This window comes from Anaeromyxobacter sp. Fw109-5, assembly GCF_000017505.1.
In the GTDB taxonomy this organism is placed as follows: Bacteria; Myxococcota; Myxococcia; order Myxococcales; family Anaeromyxobacteraceae; genus Anaeromyxobacter.
Genome location: NC_009675.1, coordinates 4741750 through 4761194, shown reverse-complemented (window position 1 = coordinate 4761194; position 19445 = coordinate 4741750). Strand labels below are relative to the sequence as shown.

Genomic DNA, 19445 nt, shown 5'->3' with positions numbered 1-19445 from the left:
CTGAGTGGACGGTGTGCAGCGGAGGGCGCCGCCGCCCGCACAAGGTGGGCGCCGCAAAAGGGGGGAGCCCGCGGAGCCGGCGCCCGAACGCCCGGCGCTCGCTCCGGACCTCTCGTCGCGGGGCGGCGACTCCCCGCGAGATACCTGGCGAGACCGCGGAGATGCCGACATGGGGGCGGCACTCGGCGCACGGCGCCCGGAGGAGCCCATGGCAGACGACCGCAGGACCATCCTCGTGACGGGTGCGACCGGGAAGCAGGGGGGCGCCACCCTCCGTCACCTCGCGCCGAAGGGCGCCTTCCGGCTCCGCGCGATGACGCGCAAGCCGGGCGGCGACGCGGCGAAGGCGCTCGCCGCCCTCGGCGCCGAGGTGGTCCAGGGCGACCTCGACGATCCGGCGTCGCTCGAGCGCGCGCTCGCCGGTTGCTGGGGCGTGTTCGCCGTGCAGAACACGTGGGAGGCCGGGGTGGAGCGCGAGGAGGAGCAGGGCAAGCGGCTCGCGCAGCTCGCGCGCGACGCGGGCGTGCAGCACTTCGTCTACAGCTCGGTCGGCTCGGCGCACCTCCGCACCGGGATCCCGCACTTCGACAACAAGGCGAGGGTGGAGCAGCGCGTGCGCGGGCTCGGGTTCTCCTCGCACGTCATCCTGCGTCCCGTCTTCTTCATGGAGAACCTCGTCTCCCCCTGGTTCCTGCAGGGCGACGCGCTCGTCACCGCCCTGCGCCCCGCGACGAAGCTGCAGATGATCGCCTCGGACGACATCGGCCGCTTCGCCGCGCAGGCGTTCACCGAGGCGGAGAAGTGGAACGGGACGGAGACCGATCTCGCGGGCGACGCGGCGACGATGCCGGAGGCGGCGGAGGCGGTGAGCGAGATCGTCGGCCGGGGGATCACGGTACAGCAGATCCCTGTCGAAGCCGTGCGGGCGAACAGCGCCGACTTCGCGGCGATGCTGGAGTGGTTCGATCGCGTGGGCTACTCGGCAGACATCCCCTCGCTCGAGCCGCGCTGGGGGATCCGGCCCATGACGCTGCGGGAGTGGGCCCGCCACCAGCGGCGGCGCTGAGGCCTCGCCACCGTCCGCTCGCCGGAACGTCCGTCGATCGACGTCCCGAGGTCGAGCGGCAGCGACCGTCACGCGCGGACCTCCCCGTTGGCAAGGCGACGCCCGGGACCGCCGCGTCCGCTGACGCTCGCAGCGCGCGCTGATACGCTCGGGGCCGTTCTGTCCGGGAGAGGCGCGTGGTGGACGGGGACGAACAGGGCGCGCCGCAGGCCGGCGGCCCGCGAGTGCGGCCGGGCGCGATCACCTCGCTCCTCGAGCAGCTCGCGCGCGCGCCGGACGAGGACGGTCCCCGCTTCGCCGCCGGCGACGTGATCGGGAGCCGGTTCGAGCTCGTGCGGGAGATCGGGCGCGGCGGCTTCGGGGTGGTGTTCGAGGCGCGCGACCGGCAGCTCGACCGCGCCGTGGCCTTCAAGGCGATCCGCCGCGGCGAGCGGCACGCGCTCCGCGAACGGCTGCTCCGCGGCGAGGCGGAGGCCGTGGCGAGGCTCTCGCACCCGAACCTCGTCGCGCTCCACGACGTCGGGCAGTGCGACCGCGGGTCCTACCTCATCCTCGAGCTCCTCCGCGGGCGCACGCTCGGCGACGCGCTCGCCGAGGAGCGGCTCTCGCCCGCGGAGGCGGTCCGCGTCGCCCTCGAGATCGCGAAGGGCGTCGCGCACGCCCACGCCCACGGCGTCGTGCACCGCGACCTCAAGCCCGCCAACGTGTTCCTCTGCGACGACGGACAGGTGAAGGTGCTCGACTTCGGGCTCGCCCACGCGTTCGGGCGCCCCCGCACCGACGGTGGCACCCCGGCGTACATGGCGCCCGAGCAGGAGGAGGGGGCGCCGGAGGACGAGCGGACGGACGTCTTCGCGCTGGGCGCGATCCTCCACGAGATGCTCGCCGGCCCGCGCCCCGACGCGGAGCTCGGGAGCGGGCGGCGGCGCGCGAGAGCGCCGGCGCTCGACGTGCCCGGCGCGCCGGCGCTGGGGCGGCTCGTCGCGCGCATGCTGGAGCCGCGCGCGTCGGCGCGCCCGCGGGACGCGACGGAGGTCGTCCCGGAGCTCCTCGCCATCGAGGCGGAGCTGATGCGCTCGCGCGCCGCCCCGTCGCCGACCCGCGTCCGCACGCGCCGGGGGTCCCTGACGGCGCTGGTCGCGGGCGCCGTCGCGGGCGTCGCCCTCGTCGCCTGGATCCTCGGCCGCGCGCCCTCCTGGCGCGTGTCCTCGCTGGCGCTCTGGTCGGTCCCGGGCGCGCCCGGGGCGCTGCGCGCGGCGGACGACGGGGAGGCCGCCGCCTCCGTCAGCGTCGAGGCGTACGGCCACTTCGTGCGCGGCGTCGAGCTGCGCCTGCACGCGTGCGACCTGCACGGCGCGGAGCAGGAGCAGCGCCGCGCGATCGCGCTCGATCCCGGCCTCGCGGCGGCGCGCATGGAGCTCGGGACGATCCTCGCGAACGTGCGCGGGAACGACTTCGACCCGGAGGCGGACGCGCAGTTCCGCGCTGCGTACGCGCTCGCGGACCGCATGCCGGAGAAGGAGCGCGCCATCGTCCGGCTGGATCGGTACGTGACCGAGGGTCAGATGGGGGCCGCCGCCCCGGGCACCTACCGCGCGGAGGCGCTGCGGCTCGCCGAGGAGCTGGTCCGCCGCTACCCGCTGGACGGGTTCGCCCTCTTCTACGCCGCGTACGTGTACGGCCGCTTCGGGGGTCGGGAGCGGGCGGTGGAGCTGTACGACCGCGCGCTCGTCCTCGATCCCGGCCAGTGCTGGGTCGCGGGCCGTCTGATCGGGGCGCTGCGCGACGCGGGCCGGTGGGACGAGGCGATGGAGGTCGCGCGGCGCGCGGCCTCCGTGAACCCCATCGCCGAGAACGTCGGCACGCTCGCGCTGCTGCAGGCGCGCGAGCACCGGACCGAGGCCGTCGAGACCGCGCGCCAGGCGCTCCGGGCGGAGCGGGAGCCCGGCGAGGCCGCCCTGGTGTCGGCGTGCGCGCTGGGGCTCGCCGGGCACGTGGAGGAGGCGGAGGAGACCTTCCGCAGGGTGGAGGCGCGCGGGGCCACCGAGGAGGCGCGCGCCAGGGCCCGCCAGCGCGTCCCCGTGGCGCTCGCGGAGCAGGGGAGGGTCGCCGACGCCCTCCGGGGATGGCGCGAGCCGCCGCGGAGCTGGCCGGGCGGGATCGCCCTCGCGCGGGCCAGGGTGCGCGCGGTGGGGCGTCCCCGCCTCGACGCGAAGGAGGCGCTGCCCTACGTCGCGGCGGCCTCCGATCACCTCCTGTACGCGGGGGAGCTGGCGTTCCACGGCGACGAGCGCGCCGCGCGCCGCGCCGCCGCCGCGCTCGAGGAGGGGTCGGCGCCCGAGACCTATCACCGCGCGATCGCGCTCGCGAACGCGGGCCGGCACGAGCAGGCGATCCCGCTCCTCCGCAGCCTCGTCGCCTCGGCGGACTACGCCCTCGTCCCGGCCCTCTGGCAGCTCCACTACCTGCTCGGCGAGTCCCTCCTCGAGGACGGCAGGCCCGCGGAGGCGCTCGAGGCGCTGCGCCGGATCGAGTGGTCGGCGATGAAGAGCGACTGCCCGAGCTGGGATCAGGTCGCGAACTATCCGCGCGCGCAGCTCGTCCGCGCTCGCGCGTACGAGGCGCTCGGCCGCTGCGACGACGCGGCGGCGGAGCTCGATCGCCTGCTCGCCCGCTGGCGGCGGGCCGACCCGGACCTGCCCCTCGTGGTCGAGGCCCGCGCGATGCGGGCCCGGCTGGCGGGCGCGCGCGAGGCGGCGCCGCGCTAGAACCCGCCCACGGCGGGAGGCATGCTGACCGGACGACGCACGCGGGCGCTCGCCGCGTACCGGAGCTTCCTCCGGACGCCGCTCTCGGCGCTGCTCGACGCGCGCGCCGGCGCCGACCCGCGGCCGGGCGTGCTCGCCTTCTTCCACGCCACGGTGCGCGAGGTCCCCGCCTACCGCGCCTTCCTCGCGGCGAGCGGGATCGACCCGGCGGCGATCCGCGCGCCCGAGGAGCTCGCGGCGCTGCCCCTCACCACGAAGGAGAACTACGTCCGCGCCTACCCGCTCGCGGAGCGCTGCCGCGGCGGCGAGCTCGCGTCGTCGTGCGACATGATCGCGGTGTCGTCGGGCTCGACCGGCGAGCCGACGATCTGGCCGCGCTTCCTGACGGACGAGCTCGCCATCGCGCTCCGGTTCGAGCAGGTGTTCCTCGAGGCGTTCGCCGCCGATCGGCGCCGCACGCTCGCGGTCGTCTGCTTCCCGCTCGGCACCTGGGTGGGCGGGATGTTCACGGCGAGCTGCTGCCGCCACCTCGCCGCGAAGGGCTACCCGCTCACGGTGGTCACCCCGGGGAACCACCAGGCGGAGATCCTGCGCTCGGTCCGGTCGCTCGCGCCCATGTTCGAGCAGACCGTGCTGCTCGGCTATCCGCCGTTCCTGAAGGACGTCGTCGACGCGGGCGCCGCCGACGGGGTGCGCTGGAGCGAGCTGGGCATCAGGCTCGTGCTCGCCGGCGAGGTGTTCAGCGAGGAGTGGCGTGCGCTGATGATGGAGCGCGCGGGCATGTCGCGCCCGCTGCACGACACGGCTTCGCTCTACGGGACGGCGGACGCGGGCGTCCTCGGGAACGAGACGCCCGTCTCGGTGTGCATCCGGCGCTTCCTCTCGGAGCGGCCGGACGCGACCCGCAGCGTGTTCGGCGAGGCGCGGCTCCCCACCCTCGTCCAGTACGACCCGTTCGCCCGGTACTTCGAGGAGCGCGAGGGGATGCTGCTGTTCTCGGGGGAGAACGGGGTCCCGCTGGTGCGCTACCAGATCGACGACTCGGGAGGCGTCATCCCCTACGCCACCATGATGGCGCGGCTTCGCGACCTCGGCCTCGACGTGGAGGCCGAGGCGCGGCGCCACGGCGAGCGCGGCGTCCGCCCGCTCCCGTTCGCGTACGTGTTCGGTCGCTCGCGGTTCGCGGTCTCCTACTACGGGGCGAACGTGTTCCCGGAGACCGTCGCCATCGCGCTCGAGCAGCCCGGCACGCGCGATCAGGTCACGGGCAAGTTCGTGCTGGAGGTGGAGGAGGACGCGGCGCGGGACCGCCAGCTCGCCGTCGCGGTCGAGCTCGCCCCCGGGAACGAAGCCGGCGAGCGGCTCCTCGACCTGCTCGCGGAGGAGATCGTGAAGGCGCTGCGGCGGCTCAACAGCGAGTTCGCGAGCTACGTGCCGCCCGAGCGCCAGCGTCCCCGGATCACGCTCTGGCCGGCGGGGCACCCGCGGTACTTCCCGCCGGGCGTGAAGCACCGGTCCTCGAGGAAGTAGGCCGTCCGAGGCCCGCCTGCGCCGGCGCGGGCTCGCGCCCCCTTGCGCGGGGGTGCGTGCCCGCACGACGGCGCTCGGTTAAGAGAGCCAATTCGGTTAGGCTGCGCCCCCCATCCCTCTCCACCCTCCACCCCCGAGCGCCATGGCCCAGTACGTGATGTCGATGCTCCGCGTGAGCAAGGTCGTCCCGCCCAAGCGGCAGATCATCAAGGACATCTCCCTCTCCTTCTTCCACGGGGCGAAGATCGGGCTCCTCGGCCTCAACGGCTCCGGCAAGTCGACGGTGCTGCGGATCATGGCCGGCGTGGACGAGGAGTTCGACGGCGAGCTGCAGCGCCAGGGCGGGATCAAGATCGGCTACCTCCCCCAGGAGCCGAGGCTCGAGGGCGACCGGACCGTTCGCGAGGAGGTCGAGTCCGCCCTCGGCGAGGTGGCCGAGGCGCAGACCAAGCTCGAGGCGGTCTACGCCGCCTACAGCGACCCGGACGCGGACATGGAGAAGCTGGCGGAGGAGCAGGCCCGCCTCGAGGCGATCATCGCCCACGCGGGCGCCGACACCGGCAACGCGCTCGAGATCGCCGCGGACGCGCTGCGCCTGCCGCCCTGGGACGCGACCATCAAGCACCTCTCGGGCGGCGAGAAGCGGCGCGTGGCGCTCTGCAAGCTCCTGCTCTCGAAGCCGGACATGCTGCTCCTCGACGAGCCGACGAACCACCTCGACGCCGAGTCGGTCGAGTGGCTCGAGCAGTTCCTCACCCGCTTCCCCGGGACGGTGGTGGCGGTCACGCACGACCGCTACTTCCTCGACAACGCGGCCGAGTGGATCCTCGAGCTCGATCGCGGCCGCGGGATCCCGTGGAAGGGCAACTACTCCTCCTGGCTCGACCAGAAGGAGCAGCGGCTCGAGGTGGAGGCGAAGCAGGAGAGCGCGCGCATCAAGGCGATGAAGCTCGAGCTCGAGTGGGTGCGGCAGAACCCGAAGGCGCGGCAGGCGAAGAGCAAGGCCCGCCTCGCGCGCTTCGAGGAGCTCTCCAGCGTCGAGTACCAGAAGCGCAACGAGACCCAGGAGATCTTCATCCCGGTGGCCGAGCGGCTCGGCGACAAGGTGATCGAGTTCAAGGGCGTCACGAAGGGCTTCGGCGACCGGCTGCTGATGGACGACCTCTCGTTCATCGTCCCGCCGGGCGCCATCGTCGGCATCATCGGACCCAACGGCGCCGGCAAGTCGACGCTGTTCAGGATGATCACCGGCGCCGAGAAGCCGGACTCGGGCGAGGTCGCCATCGGCCAGTCCGTGAAGCTCGCGTTCGTCGATCAGAGCCGCGAGAACCTCGCGAGCGACAAGACGGTCTTCGACGAGCTCTCCGGTGGCCGCGACGTCATCCAGGTCGGCCGCTTCGAGATGCCGAGCCGCGCGTACATCGGCCGCTTCAACTTCAAGGGCGCCGACCAGCAGAAGGTCGTCGGCACGCTCTCCGGCGGCGAGCGCGGCCGCCTGCACCTCGCGAAGACGCTCATGACGGGCGCCAACGTGCTGCTCCTCGACGAGCCGTCCAACGACCTCGACGTCGAGACCCTGCGCGCGCTCGAGGACGCGCTCCTCGAGTACGCCGGCAGCGTCATGGTCATCTCCCACGACCGCTGGTTCCTCGACCGCATCGCCACGCACATCCTGGCGGCCGAGGGCGACTCGAGGTGGACGTTCTTCACCGGTAACTACCAGGAGTACGAGGCCGACAAGCGGCGGCGGCTGGGCGAGGAGGGCGCGAAGCCCCGGAGGATCCGCTACAAGCCGATCCACCGCTAGGCGACCGCTAGGCGGGGCGAGCGCGCCGCGCGGCGCGGAGCGCCCGTCCGGCGACGCCTGTGCCCGTACCGCGCCTACGAGGGAGAGGGAGGGCGAGCTGCCCCGGACCAGGGCGGGTGTGCCCCCGGTCGCCTGGAAAGCGGGGCGGGGCCTCCCGGCGCCAGCCCGCTCGTGCGCAGGATGGGTGAAGCGGCTCGCCTGCGTCGGACCTCTGCAGGCGCTCGCTTCGGAGGGAGGCCCGACATGCAGGACCAGCACGGCGAGCGGATCATCCACGGCTACGATCCGGTGCAGCGCCGGGTGCTCTGCGGCGTACCCCAGCAGACGAGCTCGACGAAGCACGCGGCAGCCGTCACCTGCAGCGCCTGTCTCGAGCTGCTCCACGCGACGCCGCGAGCCGCCCCGGGCGACGCCGGCGGCGGGCGTCACGCATAGCGATGGCGATGCCGCCGCGCAGCCTCGGGGATCGCGGACACCTCGTTCGCGTCGATCCGCTGGAGGCCGGCGGCTGGGCCGTCGTCGTGAAGGGCGGCGTCGTCGCGACGTTCTCGTCCGAGCCCGAGGCGCGGGCCTCGGCGGAACGAGAGACGCTGCGGCTCGACGCCGTGGCGGGAGCGCTGCTGCGGCGCGTGCGCCGCGGGCTGCGACGGAAGTAGGGGCGGCGGGCGCCGCCCCCCACCCTCAGCCCTGACCCTCGAAGACGTCGAACACGTAGTCGTGCGCCGAGAGGGCGCTCTTCGGCATCGAGCCGGCCCGCACGCGCTGCACCACCTCCGCGCGATTGAGCTCGAAGATCGCGTCCAGGATCGGGGTCCGCTCCTGCGCGCTCGCCTGACCGACCACGAACAGCACGCGCGCGCTGTGCTGGACGTAGCGCGCCGAGAGCAGCTGCCGCTTCAGCAGCTCCATGATCACGTCGGCCTTGGAGCGGTCGAAGCGCGGCGGGTCGCCGCGGCGGTCCTGCTCGGCGAAGAACTCCCGCGTCCACTCGAAGTGGTAGTCCCAGACCTTCTGGAACAGGTCCCGGGTGAAGCGCGCGCCCGCCCTGATCGGCTCCGCGTTCGCCCCGATGACCACGCCGTCCTCCGTGAGGAGCTGCCGCTGGAGGTGACCGTCCTTCGTGATCGGCGCCTCGTGGCGGACGAGCGTCCAGAGCCACGAGACGTAGATCCGGTAGGTGGCGAGGTCGTTCATGAACCGCTGCCGGAGCTCGTAGTCGTCGATGGCCGCGGCGAAGTTGCCGTTCAGGATCTGGAAGCCGTAGTTGGCGGCCATGTAGAACGAGTGCTGCACGTGCTGGATGGTGACGTCGCCCTTGGGTGGCGCGTAGATGCCCTCCCAGCGCTCCCTCGAGAAGATCTTCTCCGGCGCGTCGAGCTCCTCCTTGCGGACGATCGACGGCGTGATGCGGCCCTGCGCGTCGAGGAGCCCGCGAGCCTGGAAGAGCTGCCGCTCCGCCGCGTCGAGGCCGCTCGCCGGCGTCGGCACCGGCTTCCCCTTCACGTCGGTCGTCTCGAGCTTCGCGTCGAGGAGGCCCTGCAGCGCGGAGAGCTCGGCGCGGAGCGGGCCGTTGCCTGCGGCGACGTACTCGGTCTCGGGGCTCGCCACCCAGCTCTGCCGGAAGGCGTCGTGGAGCGTGCCCTTCACCTCGCCGGCGAGGATGCCGGCGAGCGTGGGCTGCGCGCCTGCGGCGAGCGGCGCGTCGGGTACGAACATGAGCCCGAGGATGCGCTCGCGCAGCTTGTCGATGGTGATGGCGCGGAGGGCCACCGGGTTGTAGGCGGAGCGCCCGTAGGGATCGCCCGGCTGGTAGATCATCACCGCCGCCATCCCGCCGATGGGCGCCGCGTTCGTGAGCGCGCCGCCCTTCGTGCCCGCCATGAGCATCATCAGCGCGGCGTATCGCTGGTAGGCGATCATGAACGGGGTGGCCATCCCGATGCTCTGCGGATCGGGGAAGATCCCCTCCGGCTCGTCCTTCCAGAGCTCGATCATGCTGCCCAGGTAGTCCCACCGGCCGACGTTCATGCCGAGGAGGCGCCGCCTCAGCACCCAGGCGATGCCGGGCAGGTACCGGCCCGCGTTCCCCTCCTCGTACAGCATCTTCACCTTGAGCGTGCCCGCCGGCACGCCCATGAGCCCCTCCAGCCGGGAGAGCAGGGTCTCGACGATGAGCGCCTCGCGCGGCGTCTGGAGCTTCGGGATGTAGTAGTAGACGCCGCTCCCGGCGCGGACGAGGGCGTCGTAGTTGTTGAAGGCCCAGAGGGTGGTGATGACCACGAGCCCGGGGGCCGGCTCGCCGTCCACCGTGACGTGGTCGTACCGGAGGTGGAGGCTCGGCGGGCGCGCCAGCCGCGTCGGCCACTGCGCGGGCGGCTTCGTGATCTGGTACGCGCGCTTCTTGCCCTTCTTCACCACCTCGTACGGGCGGCCGGTCCATCGCCCCTCGTGGATGTCCTTCGCGTTCTTCATCGCGGCGAAGACGCCCACCGGCTGGTTCGTGGGGGTGCCGTCGGGCGTGAAGTGCGGCGGGGAGGCGTCCTCGAAGTCCGGCATGTTCATGGGCGCCGGCGAGTTGAGGGCGTTGAACGCCATGTCGAGCGGGTGCCACGGGCCGGTGAGCTCGAGGCCCGGGTTCTTCGAGGGGTGGACGTGGTCGGGGATGGGCACCTCGTCGTTGAGGCGCCAGCGCCACTCGCTCTCGCGGCCGAGGAAGTTGTCGACGAGCCCCTGGACGATCTGGCGGTAGGTCCAGCGCTTCCCGGAGACGGGATCGTCGAAGGTCTCGTCCCAGCTCGGCCAGGCGTACTTCTCGCGGGCGGGAGACGGGTTCGCGAGGATGTGGCGGCGCGCGGTGAGCGCGGCGGCGATGGCGGGCCGCAGCTCGCGGGTGAGCGTGGCGATCGTCTCCTCGACGTCGACCTCGCGGCCGTTCACCTGCTTCTTGCCGAAGATCTCGGGGAACTGCTGGAGGATGTCCGGACGGATCATGGATGGGTCCTCTTCGAGAGGGACGCCCGAGGGCGCGAGGTAGGTAGCTTGCGCGAACGGCGCGTCGCGGCATGGACCATGAAGGTTCGGTCGCTCGCGCGGCACCCATCCGGGCCACCGAGCGTGACGCGGTGGGCGTGCGGGCGGCGCCTCCGGACGCCGGCGTTACCTTTCTCCACCGCCGGCCGTGATCACGGCCCATGACGACCATGGTTGCGAAGCCTCCGGAGCTCGAACCGAGGAACCGCGCGCTCGGCCAGGCGCTCGACGGGCACCGGCGCGCCGTGTGGGGCGTCTGCTACCGCATGACCGGCGTGGCGGCGGACGCGGACGACCTCGTCCAGGAGACGTTCGCGCGCGCCCTCACGGCGCGTCCCGACCGCTCGGGGGAGCCGCTCCGTCCCTGGCTCACCCGCGTCGCCGTGCGGCTCGCCATCGATCACCTGCGCCGCCGGCGCGTGAGGGGCTACCCGGGCCAGTGGCTGCCCGGGCCCGCCTCGACGGACGAGCCGGACCTCGGGCCGACTCCCGACGCGCGCTACGACACGGCCGAGTCGGCCTCGTATGCATTCCTCGTCGCCCTGGAGCGGCTCACGCCGCTCCAGCGCGCGGTGCTCCTCCTGCGCGACGTGCTCGGCCACTCCGTGCGCGAGGCCGCGAGCGCGCTCTCCACGACGGACGGCGCGGTGAAGGTCGCGCACCTCCGCGCCCGCCGCGCCATGGACGGCTACGAGGCGGACCGCCTGCCCGCGACGCCCGCCCTGGAGGCGCGCACGCGCGAGGCGCTCGAGGGGTTCATGCAGGCGATCCTCGCGGGCGACGTGGCCGCGGCGGAGGCGCTCCTCGCCGCGAACGCGCGCGTCGTGTCCGACGCCGGCGGCGCGTACTTCTCGGCGCCGCGGGCGATCGACGGCGCGCGCAACGTGGCGCGGTTCTTCGTCGGGGTCGCGCCGCGTGGAGGCAGGGAGCGGCGGGTGACCTGGCTGCGCCTCAACGGCGTCCCCGTGATCGTGCTGGATTTCCGGTCGCCCGACGCGGGGGTCGCGCCCCGCTTCGTGCTGCGCGCCGAGCTCGACGCAGAGGGGCGCATCCGCCGCATCTACGCCGTCGCCGCGCCCCGCAAGCTCACGGGGCTGCCTCCAGGACCGCCGGCGGCGCCGCCTGCGCGCTGAGCGCGGCGATCGTGGCGGGCCAGCCCTCGCGCACGCTCGGGTGGCGCGGCGCCCACGCGCCCGCCTCGCGGAGCTTCCAGTTGGAGATCCGCAGCGAGCGCGCCACCGTCTCTCCGAGCGAGCCGGAGAGGAGCTTCACCCACGGCGGCAGCAGCCGCGGCGGCGGGAGGGCGAGCGCGCCGGCGAGGAGGTCGAAGTACTCCCGCCGCCGGACGGGCTCGTCGTCCGCGACGTTGTAGACGCCGGAGGGGAGGCGGAGCGCCGCCACGACGGCCGACGCCGCGTCGTCGTGCGACACCGAGGAGATGAAGGCCTCGCCGTCGCCGGGCAACGCCGCCCAGCCGCGCCGCGCCGCCGCGAGGAGCGGACGCAGGTGGGACGCGTCCGGCCCGTAGAACGCCGCGAAGCGGAGCACCACGCCCGCGCCTCCGTGGCTCGCGAAGCGGGCCGCCGCGCGCTCCGCGTCCACGACCGAGCGCGTGTGGCGCGCCGGCTCGAGGCGGGAGCGCTCCCCCACCCACGCCTCGCCGCAGTCCGCGTAGACGAACGCGAACGACTCCTGGACGAACCGGGAGGCCCCCGCGGCGAGGGCCGCCTCGGAGAGGTTCGCCGACGCGACACGGCGCAGCAGATCGTTCTCGCGCCACGCGAAAGGCAGGAGCATCCGCGCCGGCGCCGGGATGTGGGTCGCGAGGTTCACGACCACCTCGTGCCCCGCGACCGCCCGGCGGACCGCGTCGCGGTCGAGCAGGTCGAGCGCGATGGCGCGCACGCCCGCGCGGAGCAGGCGCTCCCGCGCCTCGGGGCTCCGCGCCACCGCGGTGAGTTCGTGACCGGCCCGTCGCAGCGCCGGGAGCACCCGCCGGCCGATCACTCCCGTCGAACCCGTGATGAAGATCCGCATCGTTCCTCCTCGACCGTGATCACGGACGAGGGGGCGCTGAGGTTACGCAGGCGTTCGGCCCCCCGTGCAGGGCGTGGCTCCGCCCTCCGTCTTCGCAGCCGGAGAGGGCTCCGCTCGCCCCGACCCCTCGACAGGCTCGGGGGAAGGGCGGGCGGAGCCGCACCAGCTCACCGGGCCGGCGGCTTGCGGCGCCGCGAGCGGCGGGGCCTGGCGCCGCTGCGCTCCGCGGGCCGGGCGCCGCCCTGACGCGGCCGTCGCCTCCTTGCCGCCGGCGGGCTGCCGAGCTCGAGCTCGATCCCGAAGATCTCGGCGAGGCGCTCGTCGGGGACGAGCGCGGCGCTCGCGGCGGGCGTGGACGCGAGGGCGCCCGCGTCACCGGCGTCCGCGATGAGCTCGGCGAGCTCCACGCCACGCAGGGTGAAGAGCAGCTCGGGCGCGTGGTCGAGCCGCGCGCCGACGCCGTAGAGCACGGCGGCGAGGTGCTTGCACAGGCGCGCCTGGTCGGGGCACGAGCAGCTCATGTGGAGCTCGGCGCTCGCCGGGAAGAGCCCGGCGCCGGGATCGCACAGCACCTCCATCACCGCCGCGGAGAGCCTCCCGGAGAGGAGCTCCACGACCGTGGCGATCCGCCCGGCGCAGTCCCGGCGCACCTTCTTCCAGCGCGCCGGGTCGAGAGGCCGGAGCTTCACCTCCACCTCGTACACCTCGGTGCCGCTCACGAAGGCGCGGATCACGCCGCGTGAGAGCTCGAGGTGCACGACGGACCCGTTCCGCGCATAGGCGCGGCCGCGGGGCAGGCGCGTGGCGAGGTCCGCCAGGGTCTCGAGGTGGTGGCACCACGCCATTCCCCAGAACGTGGTGACGAGGTCGCGCCCCTCGATGACGATCGGCTGCGGGGCGATCCCCTGGCGAGCGAGCCGCTTCCGCGCGAGCTCCGCCCGGAGCCGCCGCTCGGCCGCCGTCACGTACTCGGGGAACCGCTCGCCGTACTCGTACGCCACGCTGGCATCCTACCGCGCCGCGGCGCTGCTCACCGTGAGCCTCTCGGAGGGGCGCGGCTCACGCGTCGCCGGTCGCGCTGCGCAGGTCGAGCGAGACGAGCCGGAGGAGCTCGCGGTCGTCGAGCTCGGTGAGCCGGATCTCGTCCGTTCCCTCGAGGAGCTCCTGCGAGAGCCTCCGCTTGTCCTCGAGCATGGAGTCGATGCGCTCCTCGACCGTGCCGCGGCAGACGAGCTTGTGCACCAGGACCGGGCGCTTCTGCCCGATGCGGAAAGCGCGGTCGGTCGCCTGGTTCTCCACCGCGGGGTTCCACCAGCGATCGAAGTGCACGACGTGCGAGGCCGCCGTGAGGTTCAGGCCCGTGCCTCCCGCCTTGAGCGAGAGGACCAGGAACGGGAGGGTCTCGTCCTCCTGGAACCGCCGCACGAGCGCGGCGCGGTCCTTGACGCGCGTGTGGCCGTGCAGGACGAGCCCCGGGCGTCCGAAGGGACCCGCCAGGAAGCGCGCCAGCGGCTCGGTCATCTCGCGGAACTGGGTGAAGACGAGCGCCTTCTCCTGGCGCGAGGCGACCGTGTCGGCGATCTCGGCGAGCCGCGCGAACTTGCCGCTCGCTCCGGGGCCGTACTCGCCGTCGCCGAGCCACTGCGACGGGTGGTTGCAGATCTGCTTCAGCCTGAGGAGATAGGCGAGGACGACGCCGCGCCGCCGCGTCCGCTCGCCCGGCGACACGCCCGCGAGCTCGCGCGCGAGCGCCTCGACCGACTCGGCGTACAGCGCCGCCTGCGCGCGCGTGAGGGCGCAGAACGCCTTCACCTCGGTCTTGGACGGCAGGTCCGCGATCACCGCGCGGTCCGTCTTGAGCCGGCGCAGGAGGTACGGCCGCACGAGGGCGCGGACCGCGGCGTAGGGCGACGGCGGCGCCGCGCCGTCCAGGGCCGGCGCGGGGGGAGCGGGCGCGGCGACCGTCGAGGCGGCCCGCTTCAGGAAGGTGGCGAACTCCTTCGCCGAGCCGAGCAGGCCGGGGTTCACGAAGTCGAAGATGGACCAGAGGTCGCCCGCGCGGTTCTCGACGGGCGTGCCCGTGAGGGCGAAGCGCACGCGCGCGCGGATCCCCTTCACCGCGCGGGTCTGGCGCGCGGCGGGGTTCTTCACCGCCTGCGCCTCGTCGAGCACCGCGACGCCGAAGTCGGTCCGGGTGAGCCAGGGCAGGCGGGCCACCGCTCCGTACGTGACGACGACGACGTCGTGCTCGGCGAGCCGGTCGGGGTCCAGCGCCGCGAGCGCCTCGCGCGGAGTGGCGGACGGGTGCGCGACGAGCACCCGCAGCGAGGGGGCGAACCGCTCGGCCTCGGCCTTCCAGTTCGCGAGGAGAGACGCGGGCACGACGAGGAGGTGCGGCCCCGGGAGGAGCCGGTGGCGCTTCACGAGCAGGAGCAGGGCGAGGACCTGCACCGTCTTCCCGAGCCCCATGTCGTCCGCGAGGCAACCGCCGAGGCCGAGGCGCGAGAGGGTCCAGAGCCAGCGGACGCCGTCGCGCTGGTACGGCCTGAGCGTGGCGTGGAGCGCCGGGCCGGGGTCCGCCTCCTCCGCGCCGCGGGCGCCGCGCAGCGCTGCGAGCGTGTGCTCGAGCCACGCCCCGGCCTGGACGCCGCTCCACTCCCGGTGAGGGTCGAGGAGGAGCACCTCCGCCCCCAGCTCGGCGCCGGCGACGAGGCGCATGGCCTCGACGAACGAGACGCCTTCGGCGGCGGCGCGCTGCGCCTCGTGGAAGCGCTGGAGGAGCGCGTCGAGCTGGTCGCGATCGACCTCGACCCAGCGTCCCTTGAACAGGACGAGCCCGCCGCCGGCGTCGCGCAGGTCTCGCAGCTCGGCCTCGGTGAGCTCGCCCTCACCGAGGGTGAGCCGCACGTCGAAGTCGAGCAGCGCGTCGAGCCCCAGCCCGGCGGGGCTGGTCTCGCCGACGCGCACGGTCACGCGCGGCCGCGGCGCGTGCCGGCCGCTCCACCACCCGGGGACGCGCACGAGGACGCCGCTCTCCTCGAGCGCTGGGACCTCGCGGAGGAAGCGGTGCGCCTCGGGCGGGGTCCAGGCGAGGGGCTGGAACAGCGCGCCGGAGTCGGCGAGGGCCTTCACGAGGCTGCTCCGCTCGGACGCGCGGTGGACCGGTTGCAGGAGCGCGAGCAGACGGCGCCGATCGGCCGCGGAGGAGGCCACGCGGACCGCGTCGCCGAGTCGACGGTGCTGGGGCCTGCCGCTCGCGGCGAGCCCGGTCGTGTAGGTCGCGAGGAAGGCGAAGGGGCGCTCCGGATCGCGCCGGTTCTCGGCGAGGTGGAGGTGGACGCGTCCGACCACGCTCCAGGCCGGGTCGCGTTCGGCGAGCCACGCCTGCACGGTTCCCCTCGCCGAGGAGATCTCCTCGCGCCAGGCCGCGAGCGTGTCGGCCCACAGCGAGCGCAGGACGGGCGGGGAGAGGTACTCGCCGCCCTGCAGCGGGGGCGCGGACGCGGCGAGCCGCTCGAGCTCGCCCGCGCTCGGCTCCGGGTCGGCCGCCTCGCGGCGCTCCTCGAGGTCGGGGAGCGCGCAGAGCGCCGCGACGAACCCGCGCGCGAAGTCGCGCCAGAACGCGAGCGCCGGCGGCAGCGCGGTGCGCGCCTCGCGCGTGCCGAGGTGGAGGAGGCCGTGGCCGTGGCCGCGCTCGAGCGCGCCGCGGATGCGCCGGCCGGCCGCCTCGCCGAGGGCGTCCGCCGGATCGGCCGGGCTCGGGACGAGATGCCCGGCCGGCGTCAGCGCGAGGGTGAAGGGCTCCACGAGACGCCGAGGATACCTCGCGCGAGGAGAAGCGCGGCGCGTCCTCACGCTCGAGGATCCCACCGCCGTCACCGCCCCGAGCCGGGGCTCGCGGCATGGCTCGAGCTCATGCCGACGGGCTCCGCCCAGGTGGCAGAGCGTGGCCGGATGACGAAGGGTGAAACCCGTCCTCGCGCCGTCGTCGGGTGATCACCGCCGCGGAACGCCCACCGCGTCGAGCCGCTGGCGAAGCGCCGCGAGGCAGGGCTCCTCGCCGCCGCCCGGGCGGGCGTGATCGGGGGAGTCGCAGTGGACGCGCAGCGTCAGCGCGACCTCGTCGGCGTCCGGGACCTCGGTCGACTGGTAGAGCGCCGGCAGCGCCGGGACGATCTCGGTCCGGCTCGCGGCGTCGCTCTCGCGCACCACCTCCTCCGCGAACGATCGCAGCTCCCCGAGCAGCTCGTTGCAGCTCGGACACGCGGGGGCCTCGAGCTTCACCTTCTCGTGCATGGCGAAGAGGCGCACCTGGAACCCCACCAGCTCGCGCCGGTCGTGCTCGAGCACCTCCTCGGGCTCGACCTCGTAGTGCACGTGGTGCTCCCGCGCGAACCGCGCCAGGTCGCCGTGTCCGTGCGTCTCCATGAGCAGAATGTAGAGACTGGCCTCCTCGGAGAGCACGTCGCGCGATCGGCGGTGACGGACGCGGGCAGAGACGGCGGGCCTTCGGTGCGGACGGCTCCAGCCCCGCACGTCCCGCGAGCCGTCGTGCGTCGCCTCCGACGCCCTCTCACACCCCGGCCGCCGCGGGGGCGGGCGCGGGGCGAGGCGCCCGGAGGTAGCGCACGCCGGTGTACGTCACCACGCCGGCGAAGGCGAAGCGCAGCGTCACGTCCGTCAGCTGGAGCGCGAGGCTGCTGCCGAGCCAGGTGCCGAGCAGGATGCCGGGCACGAGCCCGACGAGGAGGCGTCGCACCACGTTCCCGAGCTGCCAGTGCTGGTGGGCGCCGGCCAGACCGGCGGGGACCATGGCGAGCAGCGAGCTCCCCTGGGCGAGCACCTGCGGGAAGCCGGTGAGGAGGACCATGGCCGGCACCATCAGGCTCCCGCCGCCCACGCCCATCATCCCGGACAGGAACCCGGTGAAGCCGCCGGTGACGATGAGCACGGCGAGCTTCGAGAAGCCCACCGCCGGAACCGACGCACCGGCGAGGTAGGGCTTCGCGAGGAGCAGCGCGGCGACGGCGACCTGGAAGCCGCCGAAGGCGCGCTTCAGCTTCCACTCCGGCAGCGCGTGGGCGTGCCGCGCGCCGAGCCGCGCCGTCGCGATCGCGGTGACCGCCAGGCTCGCCGCGGCCGCCACGTCCACCGCGCCCTGCCCGGCGTAGGTGGCGGCCCCGCCGAGCCCGGTGAACACCAGCGCGAGCAGGCTCGTGCCGTGCGCCTGGTGCTGGCGCAGTCCGGCGAAGCGGACCATGAGCGGGATCATCACGATGCCGCCGCCGACGCCGACCAGGCCGCCGAAGATCCCGGCGGTGAGGCCGATGACCAGGCTGGAGACGAAGCTCTTCATGCGGTCCGCGAGGAAAGCACGAGGACGAGGAAGTGTCACCAGGGTCCGCAGCCCGGCGCGCGCCGGCTCACCCGAGGATCCGCTCGATGACGCCGGGATCCGTCGGCTTCGCGACGTGGCGGTCGAAGCCGGCCTCCGCGGCGCGCTTCACGTCCTCCGGCTGCGCGTACCCGCTGACCGCGACGAGCCGCAGGTCGTCGCCCCTGCCGGCGCGCAGGGCGCGGGCCACCTCGTAGCCGCTCATGCCGGGCAGGCCGAGGTCGCACAGCACGACGTCGGGCGGGTTCGCCGCCGCCCTGGCGATGGCGCTCGGCCCGTCGTAGGCGACCATGGCCGAGTGGCCGAGCATCTCCACGAGCTCGGCGAGCGAGTCCGCGGCGTCCACGTTGTCGTCCACCACGAGGACGAGCCGCCCGCGCGACGCCGGGGCCGGACCCTCGGCGGTCGCGTCGCGCGCGAGCGCGGGGGGCGCGAGGGGGAAGCGGACGATCACCTCGGTCCCCTCGCCTCGCCCGGCGCTCTCCGCGCGGACCTCCCCGCCGTGCAGCTGGACGAGGCCCTTCACGAGCGCGAGGCCGAGCCCCAGCCCGCCGTCGGTCCGCGCGAGCGAGCTCTCGGCCTGGACGAACGGCTCGAACACCCGCTCCAGCATCCCGGGCGCGATGCCCACGCCCGTGTCGCGGACGCGGATCTCCGCGACGCCGCCGCCGGCGCGCGCCGACAGGACGATCCGCCCGCCGGCCGGCGTGAACTTCGCGGCGTTCTGCAGGAGGTTGCCGAGCACCTGCCCGAGGCGCGTCTCGTCCCCGTCCACGAGCACGGGCGCGGAAGGGAGCTCGAGCACGAGCTCGAGGCCCCGCGCGACCACGATCGAGCGCAGGTCCTCGCCGGTCCGGCGCGCGACGGTCGCGAGGTCCAGCCGCGCGCGGCGCAGCGCGATCTTCCCCTTCGCGATGCGGGTCACGTCGAGCAGGTCGTCCACCAGCTTCGTGAGGTGGTCGGTCTGGCGCTCGATGACGGCCCGCGCGCGCCGCGCCTGCTCTCCGGCGGGCTCCGCGTGCTCGAGGACGTAGATGGAGTTGCGGATGGGCGCGAGCGGGTTCCGCAGCTCGTGCGAGAGCAAGCTCAGGAACTCGTCCTTCCTCCGGTCGGCCTCGCGCAGCGCCTCCTCCGCCTGACGCTGCCGCAGCGCGCCCTCGGCGAGCTCGCCGATGAACCGAACGAGGGCGCGGTCGTAGGCGACGATGTCGTCGACCGACCGGCGGTCGAAGGTCGGGACGCGGTCGAGCGCGGCGAGGTAGGCGGCCTCGTCGTACCCGAAGACCTTCGCCTGCCGGACGAAGGACTCCCGGTCCGGCGACTCGTTCTCGTAGAAGAACTGGCCGAGGAAGAGCGTGGCGAGGTGCTCCCCGGCGACGACGATGGGGACGCCGATGTCGCGCATCCCGTTCTTGCAGGTGTACGCGCAGGCCTCGCCCGGCGTGAGGTGGCTCTTGATGAAGTCGTCGCTCTCCCGGCAGCGCTCGCGCGACGCGGGGTTGGCGCGGTGGAAGTCGAGGCAGATCTCCTGCCACCCGCAGCCGACGAGGATGGAGCCGTCGAAGGCGTCCACGATGCCGATCGGCATCCCGTACGCCCTGTGGTTCGCCTCCGCGAGCCGCTGGACGATCGACATGTCCAGCAACTGCGCGAGCCGCACGGAGGGTCGATCGGGACGCGTCATCCAGGAGGACCAATCGGAAGAGATGTGACAATATTCCTAGATTGCGGCACAGGGGCACGTCCATGCAGGCGAGGGCGTGTATTCCGCAAATATCCCTCGGACCTGCGGCGTCGAATCCGTCCTGTCAG

Annotated in this window: 14 protein-coding genes; 7 read left to right on the top strand and 7 right to left on the bottom strand. The window is 74.1% G+C overall.

What is annotated here, in order from left to right; all coding sequences use genetic code 11:
• Positions 1-208 precede the first annotated feature (208 nt).
• From ANAE109_RS20855 to ANAE109_RS20830, 6 genes are all read left to right on the top strand, one after another.
• Positions 209-1066, top strand: coding sequence for an NmrA/HSCARG family protein (locus ANAE109_RS20855; protein ID WP_041448580.1), 858 nt, complete (start codon positions 209-211; stop codon positions 1064-1066).
• 179 nt (positions 1067-1245) lie between these two features.
• The gene (locus ANAE109_RS23780; protein WP_158305924.1) at positions 1246-3834 is read left to right on the top strand and encodes a serine/threonine-protein kinase; all 2589 of its coding nucleotides are present in this window, start codon (positions 1246-1248) and stop codon (positions 3832-3834) included.
• A gap of 21 nt (positions 3835-3855) precedes the next feature.
• Positions 3856-5364, top strand: coding sequence for a phenylacetate--CoA ligase family protein (locus tag ANAE109_RS20845; protein ID WP_012098879.1), 1509 nt, complete (start codon positions 3856-3858; stop codon positions 5362-5364).
• 142 nt (positions 5365-5506) lie between these two features.
• A complete protein-coding gene (gene ettA, locus ANAE109_RS20840; protein WP_012098878.1) occupies positions 5507-7171 on the top strand; it encodes an energy-dependent translational throttle protein EttA in 1665 nt (554 codons plus the stop codon).
• Between the two features lie 243 nt (positions 7172-7414).
• A complete protein-coding gene (locus ANAE109_RS20835; protein WP_041448579.1) occupies positions 7415-7606 on the top strand; it encodes a hypothetical protein in 192 nt (63 codons plus the stop codon).
• Between the two features lie 8 nt (positions 7607-7614).
• Positions 7615-7827 (top strand): hypothetical protein, encoded by a 213-nt coding sequence (locus tag ANAE109_RS20830; RefSeq protein WP_143828036.1) that lies wholly within the window; start codon positions 7615-7617, stop codon positions 7825-7827.
• Between the two features lie 25 nt (positions 7828-7852).
• Here the strand turns inward: ANAE109_RS20830 and ANAE109_RS20825 are convergent, their stop codons facing one another.
• A complete protein-coding gene (locus tag ANAE109_RS20825; RefSeq protein WP_012098877.1) occupies positions 7853-10162 on the bottom strand; it encodes a malate synthase in 2310 nt (769 codons plus the stop codon).
• Between the two features lie 200 nt (positions 10163-10362).
• Between ANAE109_RS20825 and ANAE109_RS20820 the strand changes: the two genes are divergently transcribed.
• On the top strand, positions 10363-11334 hold the full coding sequence (locus ANAE109_RS20820) for a sigma-70 family RNA polymerase sigma factor (protein WP_012098876.1): 972 nt from the start codon (positions 10363-10365) through the stop codon (positions 11332-11334).
• Here ANAE109_RS20820 and ANAE109_RS20815 read toward each other — a convergent pair.
• The 6 genes from ANAE109_RS20815 to ANAE109_RS20790 all read right to left on the bottom strand — a co-directional run bounded on the left by ANAE109_RS20815 (position 11288) and on the right by ANAE109_RS20790 (position 19293).
• Entirely contained in the window at positions 11288-12238 is a 951-nt protein-coding gene (locus ANAE109_RS20815) for an NAD(P)-dependent oxidoreductase (protein WP_012098875.1), read from the bottom strand. The two genes, ANAE109_RS20820 and ANAE109_RS20815, sit on opposite strands and share 47 nt — an antisense overlap.
• Positions 12239-12405: 167 nt before the next feature.
• Positions 12406-13239, bottom strand: a complete 834-nt coding sequence (locus ANAE109_RS20810; RefSeq protein WP_012098874.1) for an SWIM zinc finger family protein — start codon at positions 13237-13239, stop codon at positions 12406-12408.
• Positions 13240-13297: 58 nt separating this feature from the next.
• Positions 13298-16045, bottom strand: coding sequence for a DEAD/DEAH box helicase (locus ANAE109_RS20805; RefSeq protein WP_041448577.1), 2748 nt, complete (start codon positions 16043-16045; stop codon positions 13298-13300).
• Between the two features lie 189 nt (positions 16046-16234).
• Positions 16235-16666, bottom strand: a complete 432-nt coding sequence (locus ANAE109_RS20800; RefSeq protein ID WP_041448576.1) for a hypothetical protein — start codon at positions 16664-16666, stop codon at positions 16235-16237.
• Between the two features lie 145 nt (positions 16667-16811).
• Positions 16812-17594 carry a sulfite exporter TauE/SafE family protein gene (locus ANAE109_RS20795; protein ID WP_041448575.1) on the bottom strand — a complete coding sequence of 261 codons (783 nt, stop codon included), beginning with the start codon at positions 17592-17594 and terminating at the stop codon, positions 16812-16814.
• A 67-nt stretch (positions 17595-17661) separates the two neighbouring features.
• Positions 17662-19293: a PocR ligand-binding domain-containing protein gene (locus ANAE109_RS20790; protein ID WP_049768657.1), complete on the bottom strand. Its 1632-nt coding sequence runs from the start codon at positions 19291-19293 to the stop codon at positions 17662-17664.
• Between the last annotated feature and the right edge of the window lie 152 nt (positions 19294-19445).

Excerpts from the sequence above, each read along its gene's own strand:
- ANAE109_RS20855 (WP_041448580.1), top strand. The coding sequence starts at position 209 with ATGGCAGACGACCGCAGGACCATCCTCGTGACGGGTGCGACCGGGAAG.
- ANAE109_RS20845 (WP_012098879.1), top strand. The coding sequence starts at position 3,856 with ATGCTGACCGGACGACGCACGCGGGCGCTCGCCGCGTACCGGAGCTTC.
- ettA (WP_012098878.1), top strand. The coding sequence starts at position 5,507 with ATGGCCCAGTACGTGATGTCGATGCTCCGCGTGAGCAAGGTCGTCCCG.
- ANAE109_RS20835 (WP_041448579.1), top strand. The coding sequence starts at position 7,415 with ATGCAGGACCAGCACGGCGAGCGGATCATCCACGGCTACGATCCGGTG.
- ANAE109_RS20830 (WP_143828036.1), top strand. The coding sequence starts at position 7,615 with ATGCCGCCGCGCAGCCTCGGGGATCGCGGACACCTCGTTCGCGTCGAT.
- ANAE109_RS20825 (WP_012098877.1), bottom strand. The coding sequence starts at position 10,162 with ATGATCCGTCCGGACATCCTCCAGCAGTTCCCCGAGATCTTCGGCAAG.
- ANAE109_RS20820 (WP_012098876.1), top strand. The coding sequence starts at position 10,363 with ATGACGACCATGGTTGCGAAGCCTCCGGAGCTCGAACCGAGGAACCGC.
- ANAE109_RS20815 (WP_012098875.1), bottom strand. The coding sequence starts at position 12,238 with ATGCGGATCTTCATCACGGGTTCGACGGGAGTGATCGGCCGGCGGGTG.
- ANAE109_RS20800 (WP_041448576.1), bottom strand. The coding sequence starts at position 16,666 with ATGGAGACGCACGGACACGGCGACCTGGCGCGGTTCGCGCGGGAGCAC.
- ANAE109_RS20795 (WP_041448575.1), bottom strand. The coding sequence starts at position 17,594 with ATGAAGAGCTTCGTCTCCAGCCTGGTCATCGGCCTCACCGCCGGGATC.